This window comes from Micromonospora gifhornensis (assembly GCF_016863515.1).
GTDB lineage: Bacteria > Actinomycetota > Actinomycetes > Mycobacteriales > Micromonosporaceae > Micromonospora > Micromonospora gifhornensis.
The window spans coordinates 11,102-28,605 of the sequence record NZ_BOPA01000016.1 but is presented as its reverse complement, the minus strand read 5'-3'; the positions used below and the strand labels follow the sequence as shown (position 1 = coordinate 28,605).

Genomic DNA, 17,504 nt, shown 5'->3' with positions numbered 1-17,504 from the left:
GACGGCGATGGCCACGGACCCGGTACGTCCCGGCCGGCTACGTCGCCGCCTGACCGTCGCGTTCGTACTGGTCGCCGGGGTCTCCGCCGGGGTGCTCGCCGGCGGGTCGTACCTGCTGCTGCGGCAGGCCAGCTACGACGCCTCGCTGCACGCCGCCGCCGCGGACGCCCGGTACCGGCTGGTGCTGGCCGGGCAGTTCCTGCCGTTGACCGAGCAGCGCCGCACGGAACTGCTCACCAGCTTCGAGGGCAGCGGCCGGCACGTGGTGCTGGTCACCGGGGACGTGTGGCCCTCGCATCCGCAGCACGCGCCGACACTGGGCGAACCGCTCCGGGCCACCGTCGCGGCCGGGCAACTCGGCTACCAGCGCAGCGACGGGCCACCCCGGCTGCTCGTGGTGGGCGGGCGGATTCCCGGCTCCACCGCCGAGCTGTACGTGATCACCGGCGAGGACGACGTCGCCACCGGCCTCGATCGGCTGCGCAACGCCCTGGCGGCCGGCTGGGTCCTGGTGACGGTGCTCGCCGCCGCGATCGGACACACCCTCGCCCGGCGCACCCTGGAACCGGTCGGGCGGGCGAGCCGGGCCGCCCGGGCGATCACCGAAGGGCTGCTGGCCACCCGGCTGCCGGTACGTGGCCGGGACGAGTTCAGCGCCTGGGCCGCCTCGTTCAACGAGATGGCGGAGGCGTTGCAGGCGAAGATCGTCGCGCTGCGCCGGGCGCAGGATCTCCAGCGGCGGTTCACCGCCGACGTCGCGCACGAGCTGCGTACCCCCGTCACCGCTCTGGTGGCCGCGGCCTCGCTGCTGCGCGAGCACCTCGACCAACTGCCCGGCGACGCCCGACGCGCCGGTGAGCTGCTGGTCGACGACGTGGTCCGGCTGCGACGCCTGGTCGAGGACCTGATGGAGATCTCCCGACTGGACGCCGGGCAGGAGGCCGTCGTGGTCGCCGATGTGGACGCACCGGCCCTGTTGCGCGCGATCGTGGCGACCCGAGGCTGGCAGGGCCGGGTCGAGGTCGACGACGAGCCGGTCCGGCTGCGCACCGACCCGCGCCGACTGGAACGGGTGCTGGGCAACCTGATCGCCAACGCGGTGCAGCACGGCGACGGCGAGATCCGTGCCCGGGTCACGCGGGCCGGTGACCGGGTGTTCTTCGACGTCGACGACCAGGGGCCCGGCATCCCCGCCGTACACCTGCCGCGCCTGTTCGACCGCTTCCACAAGGTCGACCCGGCCCGCTCCGGCGGTGGCAGCGGGCTCGGCCTGGCCATCGCCCAGGAGAACGCCCAACTGCTCGGCGGCCGGCTCACCGTGCACAGCGCCGCGGGCAGCGGCACCCGGTTCCGTCTCGACCTGCCCGACCGTCTCGACCTGCCCGACCGGCTGGACGCCGGCACCGATCGGTGTGACGCGGGCTCGTCGGACGTCACCGCCGGTGGTGCCGGGTGAGCCGGCACCCGGTCGGCGCGGCGGCACCGTGGCGGTTCCGACACCTGTCGGCCGTTGCCGTCGTGGTGCTGGTCCTGGCCGTGGGATGCGCGCCGTCACGGTCCGGATCGCTCGGCCCGGCACCGGCCGTGCCCGCACCCACCACCGGCGTACCCACCACCGCCGCCGTGCCCGGCGGGCCCGCCAGCGTCGCTTCGTCGGCCGCCACCGCCACGACCGCCGCCGGCACCTCCGCTCCCCCGCCGCCGAGCGCCGGGCCCGTGGCCAGCAGCCGGCCTGCGAACCTCACCCTGGAGCTGTGGTACGTCCGGGACGGTCGTCTCGCCCCGACCCGTCGTACCCGCCCCACCACCGTCGCCACCTCACGGCTGGCACTTGCCGAGCTGGTCGCCGGACCGAACCGGGCGGAGGCCGACGCCGGTCTGGTCACCCTGCTGACCGCAGCCGAGGTGAGCCGGATCGAGGCCGGGGTCGCCACGGTACGCCTGCCCGATGCCCCCGATCCGGGCACCGCACGGCTGCGCGAGGCGCAGGTGGTCTACACGCTCACCCAGTTCCCCACCGTCCGGCGGGTCGCCTTCGGCACCGCGGCACCGGCCGGACGCGTCGACTACGCCGACCTGCTGCCCGCGATCGTGGTCACCCACCCGGTCATCGGAGACCGGGTGACCAGCCCGGTCACCGTCAGCGGCAGCGCCGACGTGTTCGAGGCGACCGTCAGCGTCCGGGTACGCGACGCCACCGGCCGACAACTGGCCACCGCGTTCACCACGGCCACCTGCGGCACCGGCTGCCGGGGCGGCTACCGGGTCACCATCGGCTACCGGCTGGACCGTGAACAGCCCGGCACCATCGAGGCCTACGAGGTGTCCGCCGCCGACGGCAGCCCCACCAAGCTGGTCTCCGTACCGGTGACGTTGGCCGCCACGCGGTAGCGCCGAACATGCCCTGGCGCTTTGCGGTGATGGTCAGCGGCGTTTGCGGCGGCCTCTGGTCCGGGACCGCTGGCCTACCTGCGGCTTGGACAGCACAAGCGTGCCGGCCTCGGCGGTCACCCGGCCGGTGGCCGGCGGACCGATGAGCTGCTGCTCGGGCAGCCGCCGTTCGAGGTCGGTGATGATGGCCTGCACCCGGGCCAACTGCTCGCGGACCGACGGTTCGTCCTCCGGGTGTCCATCGGTCGGGCGACCGCTCCGTTGGGCGGCTACCTGCTCGTCCTGGTGCGCTTCCTGCAGAGCGGTCAGCACCAGACCCACAAGCAGGTTGGTGAGCAGGTAGCAGGCGGCCACCATGTAGGAGACGTAGTACAGCACCGCCCAGCCGGTGACCTCCCGGCCGGCCTGGAGCGTGTCGGTGATGCCGTCCAGCGACAGCAGCAGGAACAGGGTGAGCATGGCCTGCCCGACGCTGCCGTACTCCTGCGGGTAGGCGGCGCCGAACAGCATCCAGCCCAGCATCGCGTACCCGTACAGCAGCAGCGCGGTGACCAGCAGGAAGCTGCCCAGCCCGGGCAGGCTGCGCCGGATGCCGACCAGGATCACCCGCAGGCTCGGGAAGAGCCGGAACGCCCGGACGATGCGGGCCAGCCGCAACAACCGCAGCAGGGTCACGTTCTCCCGGACGCCGGGCAGCAGCGGCGCGGCCACGATCACCAGGTCGAAGACGTTCCACCGGTCCCGGAAGAACCCGCCGGGAGCCGGCGCGTGGGCACCGAAGCGCACCAGCAGTTCCAGCACGAACAGGGTGAGACAGACGTACTCGACCGTCCGCAGCGCGGTCCCCACGATTGCGACGACCCCGCCGTACGTCTCCAGGCCCAACGCCATCGCGTTGACGATGACCACGGCGAAGCTGGCCAGGTTGAACCAGGAGGCGCCGACGAGGGCCTGGCACCGGGCGGCGAGCCGGTGCAACGGACCACGGACAGTACGCGTCATATCACTCCTCGTCGGCTCATGACCGGACGGCAGCCTATGACACCCCTGGACCGCTTCCGCACCCGGATCGGCCACAAGGGACAGTTCCCTGGTCACCCGCTGTGCCGGCCCCCGACGGCACCCCAACGCCTTGACCGCCGGGGCGGGGCAGCCGGCATCACCGGCCACCCCGCCCGCCCAGCCAGCCGCCCTGACTGCTCAGCCAGCCGTCCTGCTCAGCCAGCCGTCCTGCTCAGCCAGCCGTCCTGACTGCTCAGCCGGCACGCAGTTCGGCGGGATCGGTGGTGGAGCGCTGCATCAGCACACTCGCCCCGATCACCAGGAGCACGGCCAGCAACGCGACAGACATGACCGCCCCGACCTCGGCCCAGGGCACCGAGGTCTGGAGGGTGTGGGTGACCTCGCGGTACTCCAGGTGACGCTCGGCGTCCGGCCCGGCACACTCGGCCGGGGTGCCGACGCAGACCGTCCGGCTCCAACCCGCGGTGGCGGTGGTCGTGAACGCGCGCATCCCGAGCATCCCGACCAGCCCCGCGATGGCAATGCCGGGCACCGCCGGCAGGAGAACCCGCCAACACAGGGCACGGGCCAGCACGGCGCGCGGCGTACCACCGGCGACCAGGGCGGCGATGGCCCGTCGGCGGGCGACGCCGGATTCGACGAGGGCGATCAGCAGGGTGAGCGCGGCCACCCCGATGAGGCCGATGAGCACCGTGTTGACGATGGTGTGGACGTCCGAGCGGAAGGCGGCGGTGCCGCTGAGATCCAGTGGCGGCCGGTCGTAGCCGAGGGCCGGGTCGAGCATCGCGGCGGTCCGCACCGCCACGTCGGTGACCAGCCAGGAGTGCAGCATCATCGCGGCCGCGCCGAAGGCGGTGACGACCAGGATGACGGTGAAGCTGCGGCTGCCGGCATGCGGGTCGGCGAGGATCTGCCGGGCCGCGATCAGCGCGCTGGGCCGCCGCGTGACCCGCAGCAGCAGCCGGGCGCTGTGGTAACCGATCCAGGCCACCGTGAACATCAGGCCGAGCAGCATCACGACGGTGCAGCCGAGCAGCGCGATGACGAACAGGTCGTCGCGGTTGGCACCGAACCCGCCCTGCCGGACGTATTCGCTGCGCATCGCCGCGTTGATCGCCACCAGGCCGAGCAGGCCGATCCCCAGCAGCAACGTGGGCCAAGCCCGTACCGGCTGTTGCCGGCTCTGCCGCAGCACGCCGAACGGGGTGATCGCCACTCGACGCAGCAACGCGACGGTGAGCAGCGTGGCCAGCAGCGGCACCCCTACCGCGATGGCGACGATCGCCGTGACGGGCGGCAGCACGTCCGTCGGCAGGGGCCGTACCCCGGCGAGGTCCGGGCGGTCGAGCAGCACCCGCCCGACGAAGTAGCCGGCCGTGCCGGCCGCCGCGCCGATCGTCGCGGCCAGCCCGGTCTCCACGGCGGCGACCCAGGCGATCTGCCTCGGCGTCGCGCCGGCCATCCGCAGGGCCGCGAGCCGACGGTTACGCGCCGGCGCGCCGAGCCGGGCACACTGCCCGACCAGGAACAGGACCGGGATGCTGAACAGCAGCATCGCCACCGCGACGTTGAGCAGGAGGCCCGGTTGGGTGAGCATCCGGTTGTGGTACCGCCCGGCAGCCGGCTCGATGCTGAGCACGGTGGCGCAGCAGAGCAGCACCAGCACCGCGATCGCCGCACCGGCGGCGGTGACCGGCACCCGGGCCCGGTCGCTGCGGGTGCCGACGAAGGCCAGACGGAACAGGGTGCCCGGTCTCACCGCACCTCCCCGCGGAGCACGACCCGATGGTCACCGTCGCCCCGACCGTCGCTGCTGTTGTCCCGGCCGTAGTTGTCGCTGCGGCCGTCGCTGTCCACGCGGCCGTCGCGCATGGTGATCTCTCGGTCCGCGTACGCGGCCACCTGCGCGTTGTGGGTCACCACCAGCACCGTCGTGCCGTGCTCACGGGCCAGCCGGACCAGCTCCACCATCACCTGCTCACCGGCGAGGCTGTCCAGCGCCCCGGTCGGTTCGTCGGCGAAGAGCACCTGCGGTTCGGTGACCAGAGCACGGGCCAACGCCACCCGCTGCTGTTGACCGCCGGACATCTCGCCGGGCCGCTTACCGGCCAGGTCACCCACGCCCAGCCGGTCGAGCAGCGCCCGTGCTCGTACCGCGGCGTCCCGGTAGCCGAGGCCGCCGAGTTGCAGCGGCAGGGTCACGTTCTCGATCCCGGTCAGTTCCGGCACGACCTGACCGAACTGGAAGAGCACCCCGAAGACGGTACGACGCAACCGGGAGCGCTCCGCCTCGCCGGCGGTGCCGATCTCCCGCCCCTGGAACCGCACGCTGCCCCGCTGCGGAGCCAGGATGCCGGACAGGCAGTGCAGCAACGTCGACTTGCCACAGCCACTCGGGCCGGTGACCGCCACGATCTCGCCCTTGTCGATGCTCACCGACACGTCGCGTAGGGCTGCGGTCGGCCCGTACCACTTCTCCATGTGCTCGGCGTGCAGAATCGGTGCGCTCATGACCGTACCTCCGAGCGAAGCTGACCGATCCGGTCCAACGTGGTCGCCATCCAGCGCAGGTCGGCATCGAGGTGATTGAGCAGGTAGTCGGCGGCGGCCAGTTCCGTCACCGAGGCGCTGCCACCGGTCTTGACGGCGGTCAACTCCCGCATCCGGGCCAGGTGGGCGGCGCGCTGCGCGGCCAGGTACGACCGGGCGGTCACCTCGTCCGGGGTGGCGAGCAACGCGACGATGACCTTGACGAACAACTCGCCCGACACATGCACCGCGGGCGGTACGGCCCGACTCAGCCACCCGTCCAGCGCGGTCATGCCCTCCGGCGTGAGCCGGTAGGCCACCCGATCCGGCCCACCGACGCGCTGGTGGGCCGCTTCCACGATGTACCCGTCGCGCAGCATCCGGGCCAACGTCGTGTACAGCTGCCCGAAAGCCAACGGCCTGACCCCGAGCAGCCTGCGGTCGTGCTCGTGCTTGAGCTCATAACCATGGCTGACCCCCTGAGCGGCAAGGACACCAAGCAGCACATGTGCGGTCGACATCACCCCACTATTCCTTGTGGGAATAGTGCCGGTCAACCCTGCCCCCAATCGACACCTGAGGAAGCTGGTTTGCCGGAGTCAGCCGCGCGCTGCGAAATCGCGCGGCTCGGAGGTCAGGAAGACACGGATGGCCTCGGAGATGGCGGGCCAGTCCGCGCCGAGTTCGAGGAAGTGACTGTCGGACCGGCTCTCGACCAGTTCGGCCCGACGGATCGCGGTGGCCAGGTGCTCGGCGTCGTCGAAGGAGACGGCACCGTCGTGCCGGCTGGCGATCACCAGTGTCGGCTGCCCGATCTCGGCGGTGACGTCGGTGTAGGGTCGCAGGTCCTGACGGAAGCCCGCACCGGAGCGCATCGCCGAGAACAGGGCGATCAACGTGGCGCGATGCTCGGGCCACATGCCCGCGAGCAACTGCCGGGGCGGCACGGTGGACAGCCCGCCGAGCAGCATCCGCAGGCCGGTGTCCGGTGCACGACGCAGCAGCCCGCGCAGGCTACCCCAGGTCAGCCGCTCGGCAGCCGGTGAGAAGATCAGGTTCGCCAGTAACCGCTCACGACGCCTCGGCCAGTGCGGGCCCTGGGAACACTGGAGGATCAGCCGCTCGACCAGGCCAGGGTGGCGGGCAGCGACGGTCATCGCAGTCGGGCCGCCGGCGGAGATGCCGAGCACGGCCGCGACCTTGTCGATCCCGAGGTGCCGGCAGAGTTCGGCGGTGACGTCGGCGAACCCCGCTCTGGTCGTACCTGTCGACAGCGGGGTCCGCCCGTAGCCGGGACGCGACGGCGCCAACACGGTGATCCCCGCGTCGACGAACACGGTCTCGTCCCAGACCAGCCCGGCCCGTAGATGCCCACCGTGCAGAACCACCACGACGGTGTCGCCCCTCCGATCCAACCGGTACTCCACCGCCCCCGAACCAAGGCGTGCCACCGTCGTCGAACGCTGCACCGAACCCCCCACCACCCCACCCTAGGCCGCCCCCACCCCACCCCACCCCCTCCCCCGCGCCGATCTTGCACTTGTGGTCGCCGATACGTGGCTTTTGCGGCTTATGTCGCGACGGGAAGTGCAAGATCGGCGGGGATGAGTGGGTGGGGTGGGGTGGGGGATGACAAGTGTCATGGGTGGGAGGTGCGCGGTGCCCTACCGCTGGTGAGGGGGTGCGGGAAAACTGATCCGCAACGCAGCCGAGCCGACAGTGGCACGGAGAGCAGTCGGGTGAGGACGGGCTGCCCGTTCACGCGGGACAGCCGACACGAAACAGCTGTGGGTAGTCCAGATACCCACAGCTGGCTTCATCCTAGCCGGAATTGCTCGCCCGTGCATGAACCACGATGCGCCACTTCAGGAGAGACGACATGCGCGACTTCGGAGCAGACAGCATCAGCGTGATCCGTGCGCGGGCCGCCGCGCTCGCGGCCTCCTGGCTCGACGGTGAGGCCGGGGCCCCGCAGGACCTGCTACGGGTGGAGAACCTGGCCACCGAGCCGACCGAGCCGGTTCCGTGCTTCTGCCTCGGCACGTTCTGCTGGGTCGGCACGCCGTTGCCGGAGTAACACCGATGTCCGGGCTGCCCTCGGCAGGGCACGCGCTGCTGCTCGACCCGTCCACCCGCGACGACCCGACCCTCTACCGGCGCCTGCACGCCGAGGCGCCTGTTCTGCGTACCGCCGGGTTGTGGCTGGTGTCGGGCTACCAGCAGGTGTCGAGGTTGGCCGGTGACCCGCGACTGGTGATCGACCCGCGGGCCGGCGACCCGCCGTTGCCCCTGACCCAGTCGGAACGACTGGAGTCGATCTTCGGTCGGATGCTCAGCTTCCGCGACGGTGCGGCCCACCGGCGGCTGCGGCAGCTCGTGTCCGGGGCGTTCAGTGCCCGCCGCACCAACGCCCTCGAACAGACCGTCCGCGACCTCGTCGCCGACCTGGTCGCGCAGGCCGGCGACGCAGAGTTCGACGTGGTGCTGGCGATCGCCGAGCGGCTGCCCGTGCTCACCACCTGCCGGCTGCTCGACCTGCCGACCGAGCACTGGTCCCGGGTCGACGCGTGGGCCCGGACCCTGACCGGCCAACTGTTCCGCTTCGGTCAGTCCGCCGACCAGCTGGCCGAGGTGCATCGCCAGGTCGACGAGATGACCCGGTTCATCGACGATCTCGCCGCGCACCGCCGCGATCGCGGCGGTGACCTCGTCGCGGAACTGTTCGACGCCGCCCAGGGCGCCGATGCCCGGCTCAGCCACGACGAGTTCGTCTCGTTCGTGGTGCTGCTGTTCATCAACGGTCTGGAGACGGCCACCGCAGCCATCTCGATCTGTGTGGCGCAGCTGCTGCGCCGCCCGGAGCTGGCCGCACGGCTGCGCCGGGAGCCCGACCACGCCCCGGAGGTGGTCGACGAGTGCCTGCGCCTCGATAGCCCGGTGTGGCTGGCCGCCCGGCGGGCGCTCGCACCGATCGAGGTGGATGGTCAGGTGATCGAGGCCAACGATCCGGTGTTCCTGCTCTGGGCGGTGGCCAACCGGGACCCGGCCGTCTTCGCGCATCCCGACGAGTTCCGGGCCGGCCGTGCCGGTCGTCATCTCGCGTTCGGGCGGGGGCCGCATCACTGTCTCGGCGCGGCCATGGCCCGGGTCCAGGCCGCCGAGGTGCTGCGACAACTGGCTGCGTACGAGCACCTGCGGGCGGGACCCGGTCCGGCCCGGCGGCGGCACACCGCCGCCCTGAACACGTACGACTCGCTGCCGGTGACGGTCACGCCGGCCGGCGAGCCCCTGTCGAGGCGAGCGGAGGCGAGGCTCCATGCCACGAGCCGGTGAATTGGACGACGTCGTACGCCTGACCACTCGGCGTAGCTGGGCCCTGCTGGCGGCCGTGCTGCTGGCGCTCGGCGCCGGCACGACGTGGGCCGTGGTCGCCCGGATCGAGTCGACGGTGTCGCTGGACGGCATCCTGCTGGCCGGTGCGGGTCCGGCCCTGGTGACCGCACCGGCCTCGGCCACGGTCGCGTCGGTCAGCGCGGTCGTCGGCCGGCCGGTCGCGGCCGGAGAGGTGCTGCTGACCCTGCACGGCGGGGACGACGACGATGCGGTGACGGTGACCAGCCCGGTGGCCGGGATCCTCACCACCCTGACCGCCCGCCCCGGCACGCAGGTCAAGGGCGGTGCCACCCTCGGCGTCGTCGACCGCGCCGATGAGCGGCTGTCCGCGCTGTTGCTGCTCGACGCCGGTCAGCCGGCCGCCGTCCCGGCCGGGACGCAGGTCCGCGGCGCGGGCCTGACCGGCACCGTCACCCATGTCGAGGCGTACCCGCTGAGCACGGCCGATCTCGCCGGCCGGTACGGCATCGCGCGACTGCCCGGACACGACGACGAGCGGCTGGTCCGGCCGGTCCTTGTCGACCTCGGGGTGTCGGCCTGGCCGGGCGCCACCCTGACCCCGATCCGGCTGGACCTCATCGTCGGTGCCGAACGGCCCGTCGACGTGCTGCTCGGAGGTGGTCGCTGATGGTCGTGCTCGCCGACAGCCAGGCCACGACGCCACCGTCGGAGGAACCGCAGCCGCAGCCACGCCGGCAGCGGGCCGTACGCACCGTCGAGACGCCGCAGATGGAGGACGCCGACTGCGGTGCGGCCTGCCTGAGCATCATCCTCAGCCACCACGGCCGACGGGTGCCGCTCGCCGAACTGCGGGACCGCTGCGGGGTCGGTCGGGACGGGATGACCGCCTCCGGATTCGCGCGGGCCGCCGCCGGCTACGGACTCAAGGTCACCGGACGCTGGATCGAGACCTCCGACCTGGACATGGCCGCCCGGGTGCCGGTGCCGGCGGTGGTGTTCCTCGACGGCCGGCACTACGCGGTGCTGGAGGGCGTCCGACGCGGTCGGGCCTGGATCAACGACCCGGCGGTCGGTCGGCTACCGCTGACCCCGGCCGAGTTCGCCACCCGAGCCAACGGCCCGGTACTTGTCGCCACGCCGACACCGGAGTTCGAGCCGGGCGGTGACCGCTGGCCGTTCGCCCGCGCGGTGGCGCAGCGCATCCGACCGTACGCGCCGATGATCCTCGCCGGGGCGCTGCTCGGCGGCGTCGCCGCGGTGCCCACCCTGCTGGCCTCGTTGACCATGCGGGCTGTGCTCAACCGGGTGCTGATTCTCGGCGACCTGGCCTGGCGGCCGGCGTTGCTGGCGATCCTGGTCGGCGGTGCGATGCTAGCCGCGCTGGCCGGATGGGCCCAGCAGCGGATCTTCGCCACCGCGCTGGCGGCGATGGCCACCCGCTTCTCCAGCCGCTACCTGACCGCGCTGCTGCGGCTGCCCGGCGAGTTCTTCCACCGCCGGCACCTCAGCGGCCTGGTCAATCGCACCCAGATGAACGACGGCCTGGCCATCGCGCTGTCCGAGCGGGTGGTGCTGCCCGCCGCCGCCGCGGTGACCGTGGCCGGGTACGGGCTGTTCATCGGCAGTCTGGCACCCCGGCTGCTGGTGGTGATGTCGTTGGCGATGGCGGCACAGATCGTGCTGCTGAACGTGGTCCGACGGCGGGCGGGCCCGCACCAGCAGCGGCTGCTGTTCGAGCAGTTGCGGCGGGACAGCACCGCGCACAGCGGACTCAAGATGATCGAGTCGGTAAAGGCCGACGGCGCCGAGCGGTGGCTCTTCGCCTCCTGGGCGCGATCCGCCGGCCGGACCCTGGACGCCGCCAACGCGCTGGCCTCGGCGACGCTGGGGGTGATGGCGCTCAGCGCGGCGGTCGGCCCGGCCGCGTTGGCCGGGTTGGCGTTGGTCGGCGCGCACGACGTCGCCGCCGGCCGCATCGACCTCGGTACGCTGCTCACCGCCCAACTGGTGGGCGGTGCGATGCTCGCCCCGCTCGGGCTGCTCGTCGGGCTGGGCTCGGAGATCCAGGTGACCCGGGTGCACGTCTCGGTGATCGACGACGCCCTGGCCGCCAGTCCGCATCCGGCCCGTGCCACCGTGCTGGCACCGGACGCGCCGCCGGAACCCGCCCAGCCGGCCCGGCTCTCCGGCCGCATTGAGTTCGACCGAGTCAGCTTCGGCTACGACCGGCACCGCCCGCCGCTGGTCCGGGACATCTCGTTCGCCGTCGAGCCGGGCCAGTGGGTGGCCCTGGTCGGTGTCAGCGGCAGCGGCAAGTCGACCCTGGCCAGGCTGGCCGTCGGCGCGGCCGAACCGTGGAGCGGGGCGGTGCTGCTCGACGGCCGGCCCCGCGAGAGCTACTCCCGCCGGACGCTTGCCGCGTCGATCGGCTACGTGGAGCAGCAGCTGCGACTCTTCGAGGGCAACCTGCGCGACAACCTGACTCTGTGGGATCCGACCCTGCCCGAGGAGCGGCTGCGGGCCGCCCTGGTCGACGCCCGCATCGACCGCCTGGTCGAGCAGCGTGGTGGCCTGGACCACGGCGCGGTCAACGAACACGCCCGCAACCTCTCCGGCGGGGAACAGCAGCGCCTGGAACTGGCCCGGGCGCTGGCGGCCGACCCGCCGCTGCTGGTGCTCGACGAGGCGACAAGCGCGCTCGACGCGACCACCGAGTTCGCGGTCCTGGAAGCACTTCGCCGACGGGGGGTCACCTGCATGTTCATCGCCCACCGGATCTCGACCGTGCGGGACGCCGACCTGATCCTGGTGCTCGAACGGGGTGAGATCGTGCAACGCGGCACCCATGCGGAACTGATCGGCACCGACGGCGTCTACCGCCGGCTGGCCACCGACGGGCGGTCGGCATGACCACCGTCGACCCGATCATGGACACGCTGACCGCTGAGCGGTCCGACACCGTCGTCGGCCGGGCCACCGCGGATCTCGCCGCGGTCGACGAGGCCTGGCGGCGGCTCGCCGCGGCCGCCGCCGAACGGCCCGAGCGACCGGACGACGACGCCGCGCGGATCCTCGCCGCCCACTACGACCTACCGCCGCCCACCCCCGGCACCGGGCTGGTCACGGCGTTGCGCGCCGCCGGTCTGCACTGGACCGAGGTACGGCTCGACGGACGCTGGTACCGGCGCGGTGCGGCACCGTTGATCGTCTTCCCGGCTTCCGGTCCGGCCGTGGCGCTCCTGCCGGCCCGGCGCGGCTACCGCACCGCCGACGGGCGTCGGGTCACCGCGGCCGACGCCGGTGAGTATGGCCGGACCGCCTGGCAGGTCTACCCTCCACTGTCGGCCGGGCAACCGGTGACCACCCGTCACCTGCTCCGGTTCGCCGCCCAGGGCACCGGGCCCGACCTGCGTTTCCTGCTGGCTGCCGGGTTGCTCGCCGCGCTGATCGGTGGTGTCCTGCCGTTCCTGTCGGCGTGGATCATCACCGGGGTGGCCGGTGGCAGTGTCGGCGGCCACCTGCTGTGGAGCCTGGCCGCGCTGATCGCCAGCTTCGTGGTGGCGAACGCGCTGCTGCTCTCGGCCCGCAACGCCGCTCTGGTCCGGTTGCAGGGGCGGTTGCAGCTCCGCCTGGAGCCGGCGGTCTGGAGTCACCTGCTCAGCCGGGACCTGCGCGCGCTGGAGGAGATGGGCACCAGTGACCTGGTGCAGCGCGCGAACTCGGTCACCGAGATGCGCAAGGCGCTGTCCGACAGCGTCGCCGCCGGTGTCCTCGGCAGCGCCTTCGGTCTGGTCAGCCTGGCCGCACTGATCTTCGTCGACCCGGTGGTCGGTGGTTGTGTGCTCGGCGCGACCGTGCTGTTGATGGCCGCGGCGAGCTATGCGGCCATCCGGCAACAGCGCCACGAGCTGGCCAACCGGGAGGCGTTCGCCGCCGTTGCCGGCTTCCTGCACACCGCCCTGCTGGCGATCGAGAAGATCCAGGTCGCGGCCCGGGAGGAGCGGATCTTCGCCGGCTGGGCGCAGCGATACGCCCGGCAGCGGTCCACCGACGCGGCGACGCTGCGCTGGCAGGCGCGGGTGGCGGCCTGCTCGGCGGCGCTGCAACCGATCCTGCTGGCCACGCTGGGCATCGTGGTGGCCCTGCGCCAGGACGTCGCGCTCGGCACCTTCGTCGCGGCCAGCATCGCGGTGGGCCAGTTCGCCGCCTCGGTCGGCATGCTCCAGGGCGGTGTGATCTCGGCGTTCTCCCTGGTCGCCGCGTACCGCCGGTTGGTGCCGGTGCTGACCGCCCCGCCGGATGTCGCGCCGGGCGCGGCGGATCCTGGGCGGCTGCGGGGTCGGGTGCAGCTGCACGAGGTCACCTTCACCTATCCCGGCACCGGTCGGCCCGTCCTCGACCGGGTCAGCATCACCGCCGAACCGGGTGAGTTCATCGCCGTCGTCGGCCCGTCCGGGGCCGGCAAGTCCACCCTGATCCGGCTCCTGCTCGGCCTCGTCCCACCCAGCTCCGGCGCGGTCCGCTACGACGGGCGCGACCTGTCCGAGCTGGACGTACGGGCGGTCCGCGCGCAGCTGGGCGTGGTGCTCCAGCAGGCCCGGGCGGTACGCGGCTCGATCCGGGACAACGTCGCCGCCGGCACCGAGGACCTCACCGACGAAGCCATCTGGCAGGCCCTGCGGCTGGCCGGTCTGGCCGACGAGGTGCGGGACATGCCGATGGGGTTGCACACCATGGTCAGCGAGGACAACAAGGCCTTCTCCGGCGGTCAGATCCAGCGGCTGATGGTGGCCCGCGCGCTGGCCAAGCAGCCGCCGGTGCTGGTGCTCGACGAGGCCACCAGCGCGCTGGACAACATCACCCAACGCAAGGTGACCGACCGCATCGCCGATCTCGCCGTCACCCGGATCGTCGTCGCCCACCGGCTCAGCACCATCCGTGCCGCAGACCGCATTTACGTGCTGGACAACGGACGGATCGTGGCCGAGGGCACCTTCGACCATCTGGTCGCCACCGCACCGCTGTTCGCTCGACTCGTCGCCAGGCAGGAGGTCACCTGATGACCACAACAAGTGCATCCCTCGGTCTGGGTGCGATGTCCGCTCCCGACACCCTGCTCGGTCTCGGCGGTGCCGACGAACGACTGCTCAACGTCATCGCGTTGGCCGCGCCGTTCGACGAGCGGGAGGCCGGCGTCTACTTCGCTCCGGTCCGCACCGGCGGGCGTCGTAAGCTCGCCGAACGGTCGCAGCGCTGGCTGCGCTCGGCCGTCGCCGACGACGACGTGTCCCTGCGGGCCCTGCTGCTGCACCGCCAGCAGACCAACCGGGACCTCGGCGCCGGCCTGGTCGACGTGGTCGTCCGCGACCCGGGCAAGCTGCCCGACTGGGCGTACGCCCTGGTGGACTTCCTGCTCGCCCAGCCACCCACCGCCGCACAGGACCCGGCGGCCGAACTCGTCGGCGGGGTGTTCGTCTCCTTCCAGCGGGCGGCGATCCGACTGACCGGGCTGCGGCAGAACAACCTGCGTGGGGTCGCCCTGACGCCGGAGGCCGCCGACGACGTCACAGGGCAACTGGTGCAACGCCTGATCAAGGTGTGCCACGCCGCGCTCGGCTTCGAACTCCAGATCGCCGACGGTGCGGCGACCCCGGTCAACTGGTACGGGCGCGCCGGCATCGACGTCAGCCGGCTCGGCTGGCTCGGCCGGCTGGAGAGCCTGCCGGGTCTGGCGTACCTGATCGGGGTGACCTGCCTCAACTACAAGCGGGCCGTCGGTGAGATCTTCGACCGGCTGCACCAGGACCTGCCGATGCTGCGCCGGGAACTGTGGGCCTGGGCGGACCCGGGCGCCCTCGCCTCGTACTCCGGTGACTCCGGTGACCTGCACGACAGCGGCCGTACGGTCAGCCTGTTGTCGTTCGCCGGTGGCCAGCGGGTCGTCTACAAGCCCAAGGACCTCAGCAGCGTCGCCGGTTTCATGGACGTGCTGACCTTCCTCAACACCCACGGGCTGCCGCTGGACCTGACGACCCGGCGGGTGCTGCTGCGCGACGGCTACGGCTGGGAGGAGTACGTCGTGGCGCGGCCCTGCGTCAGCGGCGAGGACCCGGCCCGCTTCTACCGACGGCTCGGCATGCTCACCCGGCTGGCGCAGCTGCTGGAGTGCCGCGACCTGTGGGCGGACAACCTCATCGCCATCGGTGAACGGCCGATGTTCATCGACCTGGAGAACGTGCTTCAGGGCCGGATGCGTAAGCCGGTGCTGCTCGGCCCGCGCGCCGAGGCGCTCTGGCACGAGATCGAGGAGAGCGTCGCGAAGACCGCCGTCGTGTCGTACCCGAGGATCGGGATGCCGGGCCGGCGGGCACACGACATCGGCTGCTGCGCGCCGATGCAGGAACAGTTGGCGGTCGACTCCGACGGTTTCCCGGACGGGTGGGAGCCGCCGCCGTACCGGCCGATCGTCGACGGCCGTCACGTCGACCCGGCGGCGCACGCCGACGACGTGTTGACCGGTTACCGCGAGATGGACGCCTGCCTGGTCGCCAACGCCCGGGCGCTGGCCGCCGAACGTGGTCCCCTGCACCTGCTGTCCCAGGCCCGGGTCCGCTACATCTGGCGCAGCACCTGGGACTACCTGACGATGCTCCAGGTTGCGTCCGGGCCGCTGGCGTTGACCGACGGGGTAGCCCGGGAGATCGTGCTGGCCCGGTTGTTCCGGGGCGCCCGCGAGGTGCTGCACACCGACCCGCGCCGCACCGACAGTTTGGAGATGATTGAGCGGGAGATCGAGTCGCTGCGCCGGCTGGACATTCCGCTGTTCCAGTCCGAGCCGATGACCTCGACGGTCCGTACCCCGGAGGGCTCGCGGGTTGAGAACCACTTCTCCGGCACCGCCTGGCAGCGGCTGCGGGACCGCCTCGACGAACTCGTCGAACGGGCCGAGTGCGGCACGCCGATGCCGGAGGAGGCGTTGGCCGCCTGCCTGGACTTCGCCTCCGGCGGCCGGCCGATCTGGGCCCCGCCGCCCGGTGACCCCGACGGTCGCCGCGACCCGGCGTTGCTGGGCATCTCGGTCTACCACCCGAAGGCGTTCCGGGCCGAGGTCGACCACGGTCAACTCCTGGCGGGCGCCTGCGCGGCGGCCGACGACATCATCGCCGCCGCCGTACCGGTCGGCGACGGGCAGCACGGCTGGGTCGGTGCGGTCCACTACCCGGCGTTCGGGCTCGACCAACTCGAACCGCTGCACGGGGACCTGCTCACCGGCACCGCCGGGATCGCGGTCTTCCTCGCCGAGCTCTACCAGACCACCGGCAAGCCGACCTACTGGGCGTTCGCGCAGGACGCGCTGGCCGCCACCACCGAATTCACCACTGTCGCCGGGCAGGCCAGCCTCTACCGGCGGATGGCCGGCGGTCGGCAGCCCGTCGGCGGGTTCGTCGGCATCGGCGCGACCATCTACGCACTGGCCCGCTGCGGGCAGGTGATCGGCGACCCGCAGCTGCTGGCCCAGGCGCAGAGCCTGGTGCCCACCGCCCGTGACCTGCTGGCCGCCGGCACCAGCGTCGCCGACCCGGTGACCGGCCGGGCCGGGCTGCTGCTGGCCCTGCTCAAGCTCACCGAGGCGCAGCCCTGCGCGGCGGCCGACGAGTTGGCCGCCAGCCTGTACGAGCAGCTCCTCACCGAGCTGCCGCGCGGAGTGCCGGCGGTCTACCCGGCCGGGGTCGCGCTGCTCGACGCGTTGCCGTCCGGGGCGCCGGGGGTGGCGATGGCGCTGGCCCGCTACGCCGAGCGGCACGGCCTGAGCCTCGACGACGAGCACCTGGCGCCGGCCGTCGGGTCCACGCCGGGGGGCCGGTTGGCGGCGACGGTGGCCTCGGCGGCGCTCGGCCGGGCCCGGCCCGCGCAGGCGCAGCCACCGACGCCGACCGGGTCACCGTCCAGCGTCGACCTGCTCGACCGGATCGAGCTGGGCCTGGCGGCCTGGCGGGGCGACGGAGACGAACAGCAGCACACGGCCGCGCACGCCGCCGCCCGTACGCTGCTGAGCCGCCGCGCCAGCCAGGGACGCTGGTTCCCGGACCGGCGGCGCGCCGACCGGACCCAGTTGTCCGCCGTGGACGGTCTCGCGGCCGCCGGGCTGGCCTGCCTGGCTCTGGCCGAAGAGGACGTTACCTCGCTTCGCACGATGAGCTGACGGG

13 protein-coding genes are annotated in these 17,504 nt (G+C 72.6%); 8 read left to right on the top strand and 5 right to left on the bottom strand.

Going from position 1 to position 17,504, the window contains the following annotated elements:
* The first annotated feature begins 7 nt into the window (after positions 1–7).
* Both Vgi01_RS10585 and Vgi01_RS10580 read left to right on the top strand, forming a co-directional pair.
* The gene (locus tag Vgi01_RS10585) at positions 8–1,456 is read left to right on the top strand and encodes an ATP-binding protein (protein WP_204290897.1); all 1,449 of its coding nucleotides are present in this window, start codon (positions 8–10) and stop codon (positions 1,454–1,456) included.
* The gene (locus tag Vgi01_RS10580; protein WP_204290896.1) at positions 1,453–2,391 is read left to right on the top strand and encodes a Gmad2 immunoglobulin-like domain-containing protein; all 939 of its coding nucleotides are present in this window, start codon (positions 1,453–1,455) and stop codon (positions 2,389–2,391) included. Before Vgi01_RS10585 ends, Vgi01_RS10580 begins: the two co-directional genes overlap by 4 nt.
* Before the next feature lie 33 nt (positions 2,392–2,424).
* Here the strand turns inward: Vgi01_RS10580 and Vgi01_RS10575 are convergent, their stop codons facing one another.
* The 5 genes from Vgi01_RS10575 to Vgi01_RS10555 all read right to left on the bottom strand — a co-directional run bounded on the left by Vgi01_RS10575 (position 2,425) and on the right by Vgi01_RS10555 (position 7,424).
* Positions 2,425–3,393, bottom strand: coding sequence for an ion transporter (locus Vgi01_RS10575; RefSeq protein WP_204290895.1), 969 nt, complete (start codon positions 3,391–3,393; stop codon positions 2,425–2,427).
* Positions 3,394–3,646: 253 nt separating this feature from the next.
* The gene (locus tag Vgi01_RS10570) at positions 3,647–5,173 is read right to left on the bottom strand and encodes an FtsX-like permease family protein (RefSeq protein WP_204290894.1); all 1,527 of its coding nucleotides are present in this window, start codon (positions 5,171–5,173) and stop codon (positions 3,647–3,649) included.
* Positions 5,170–5,925, bottom strand: coding sequence for an ABC transporter ATP-binding protein (locus Vgi01_RS10565; RefSeq protein WP_204290893.1), 756 nt, complete (start codon positions 5,923–5,925; stop codon positions 5,170–5,172). Before Vgi01_RS10565 ends, Vgi01_RS10570 begins: the two co-directional genes overlap by 4 nt.
* Positions 5,922–6,464, bottom strand: coding sequence for a PadR family transcriptional regulator (locus tag Vgi01_RS10560; RefSeq protein ID WP_204290892.1), 543 nt, complete (start codon positions 6,462–6,464; stop codon positions 5,922–5,924). The genes Vgi01_RS10565 and Vgi01_RS10560 overlap by 4 nt, the downstream gene beginning before the upstream one ends.
* A 78-nt stretch (positions 6,465–6,542) precedes the next feature.
* Positions 6,543–7,424, bottom strand: coding sequence for an alpha/beta fold hydrolase (locus Vgi01_RS10555; protein WP_239088891.1), 882 nt, complete (start codon positions 7,422–7,424; stop codon positions 6,543–6,545).
* 398 nt (positions 7,425–7,822) lie between these two features.
* On the opposite strand from Vgi01_RS10555, the gene Vgi01_RS10550 reads away from it, so the two are divergent.
* Genes Vgi01_RS10550 through Vgi01_RS10525 form a run of 6 tightly spaced genes read left to right on the top strand, consistent with a single transcriptional unit; the run spans position 7,823 to position 17,500 of the window.
* The gene (locus tag Vgi01_RS10550) at positions 7,823–8,020 is read left to right on the top strand and encodes a hypothetical protein (RefSeq protein ID WP_102660547.1); all 198 of its coding nucleotides are present in this window, start codon (positions 7,823–7,825) and stop codon (positions 8,018–8,020) included.
* Positions 8,021–8,025: 5 nt separating this feature from the next.
* On the top strand, positions 8,026–9,276 hold the full coding sequence (locus tag Vgi01_RS10545) for a cytochrome P450 (RefSeq protein ID WP_204290891.1): 1,251 nt from the start codon (positions 8,026–8,028) through the stop codon (positions 9,274–9,276).
* Entirely contained in the window at positions 9,260–9,964 is a 705-nt protein-coding gene (locus Vgi01_RS10540; protein WP_102660545.1) for a hypothetical protein, read from the top strand. Before Vgi01_RS10545 ends, Vgi01_RS10540 begins: the two co-directional genes overlap by 17 nt.
* Positions 9,964–12,207, top strand: coding sequence for an ATP-binding cassette domain-containing protein (locus Vgi01_RS10535; RefSeq protein ID WP_204290890.1), 2,244 nt, complete (start codon positions 9,964–9,966; stop codon positions 12,205–12,207). Before Vgi01_RS10540 ends, Vgi01_RS10535 begins: the two co-directional genes overlap by 1 nt.
* The gene (locus tag Vgi01_RS10530) at positions 12,204–14,357 is read left to right on the top strand and encodes an ATP-binding cassette domain-containing protein (RefSeq protein ID WP_204290889.1); all 2,154 of its coding nucleotides are present in this window, start codon (positions 12,204–12,206) and stop codon (positions 14,355–14,357) included. The genes Vgi01_RS10535 and Vgi01_RS10530 overlap by 4 nt, the downstream gene beginning before the upstream one ends.
* Entirely contained in the window at positions 14,357–17,500 is a 3,144-nt protein-coding gene (locus Vgi01_RS10525) for a DUF4135 domain-containing protein (RefSeq protein ID WP_102660542.1), read from the top strand. Before Vgi01_RS10530 ends, Vgi01_RS10525 begins: the two co-directional genes overlap by 1 nt.
* The last annotated feature ends 4 nt before the right edge of the window (positions 17,501–17,504 follow it).

Coding starts and splice junctions, on each gene's coding strand:
- Vgi01_RS10535 (WP_204290890.1), top strand. CDS start 9,964: ATGGTCGTGCTCGCCGACAGCCAGGCCACGACGCCACCGTCGGAGGAA.
- Vgi01_RS10585 (WP_204290897.1), top strand. CDS start 8: ATGGCCACGGACCCGGTACGTCCCGGCCGGCTACGTCGCCGCCTGACC.
- Vgi01_RS10545 (WP_204290891.1), top strand. CDS start 8,026: ATGTCCGGGCTGCCCTCGGCAGGGCACGCGCTGCTGCTCGACCCGTCC.
- Vgi01_RS10525 (WP_102660542.1), top strand. CDS start 14,357: ATGACCACAACAAGTGCATCCCTCGGTCTGGGTGCGATGTCCGCTCCC.
- Vgi01_RS10550 (WP_102660547.1), top strand. CDS start 7,823: ATGCGCGACTTCGGAGCAGACAGCATCAGCGTGATCCGTGCGCGGGCC.
- Vgi01_RS10560 (WP_204290892.1), bottom strand. CDS start 6,464: ATGTCGACCGCACATGTGCTGCTTGGTGTCCTTGCCGCTCAGGGGGTC.
- Vgi01_RS10575 (WP_204290895.1), bottom strand. CDS start 3,393: ATGACGCGTACTGTCCGTGGTCCGTTGCACCGGCTCGCCGCCCGGTGC.
- Vgi01_RS10565 (WP_204290893.1), bottom strand. CDS start 5,925: ATGAGCGCACCGATTCTGCACGCCGAGCACATGGAGAAGTGGTACGGG.
- Vgi01_RS10530 (WP_204290889.1), top strand. CDS start 12,204: ATGACCACCGTCGACCCGATCATGGACACGCTGACCGCTGAGCGGTCC.
- Vgi01_RS10540 (WP_102660545.1), top strand. CDS start 9,260: ATGCCACGAGCCGGTGAATTGGACGACGTCGTACGCCTGACCACTCGG.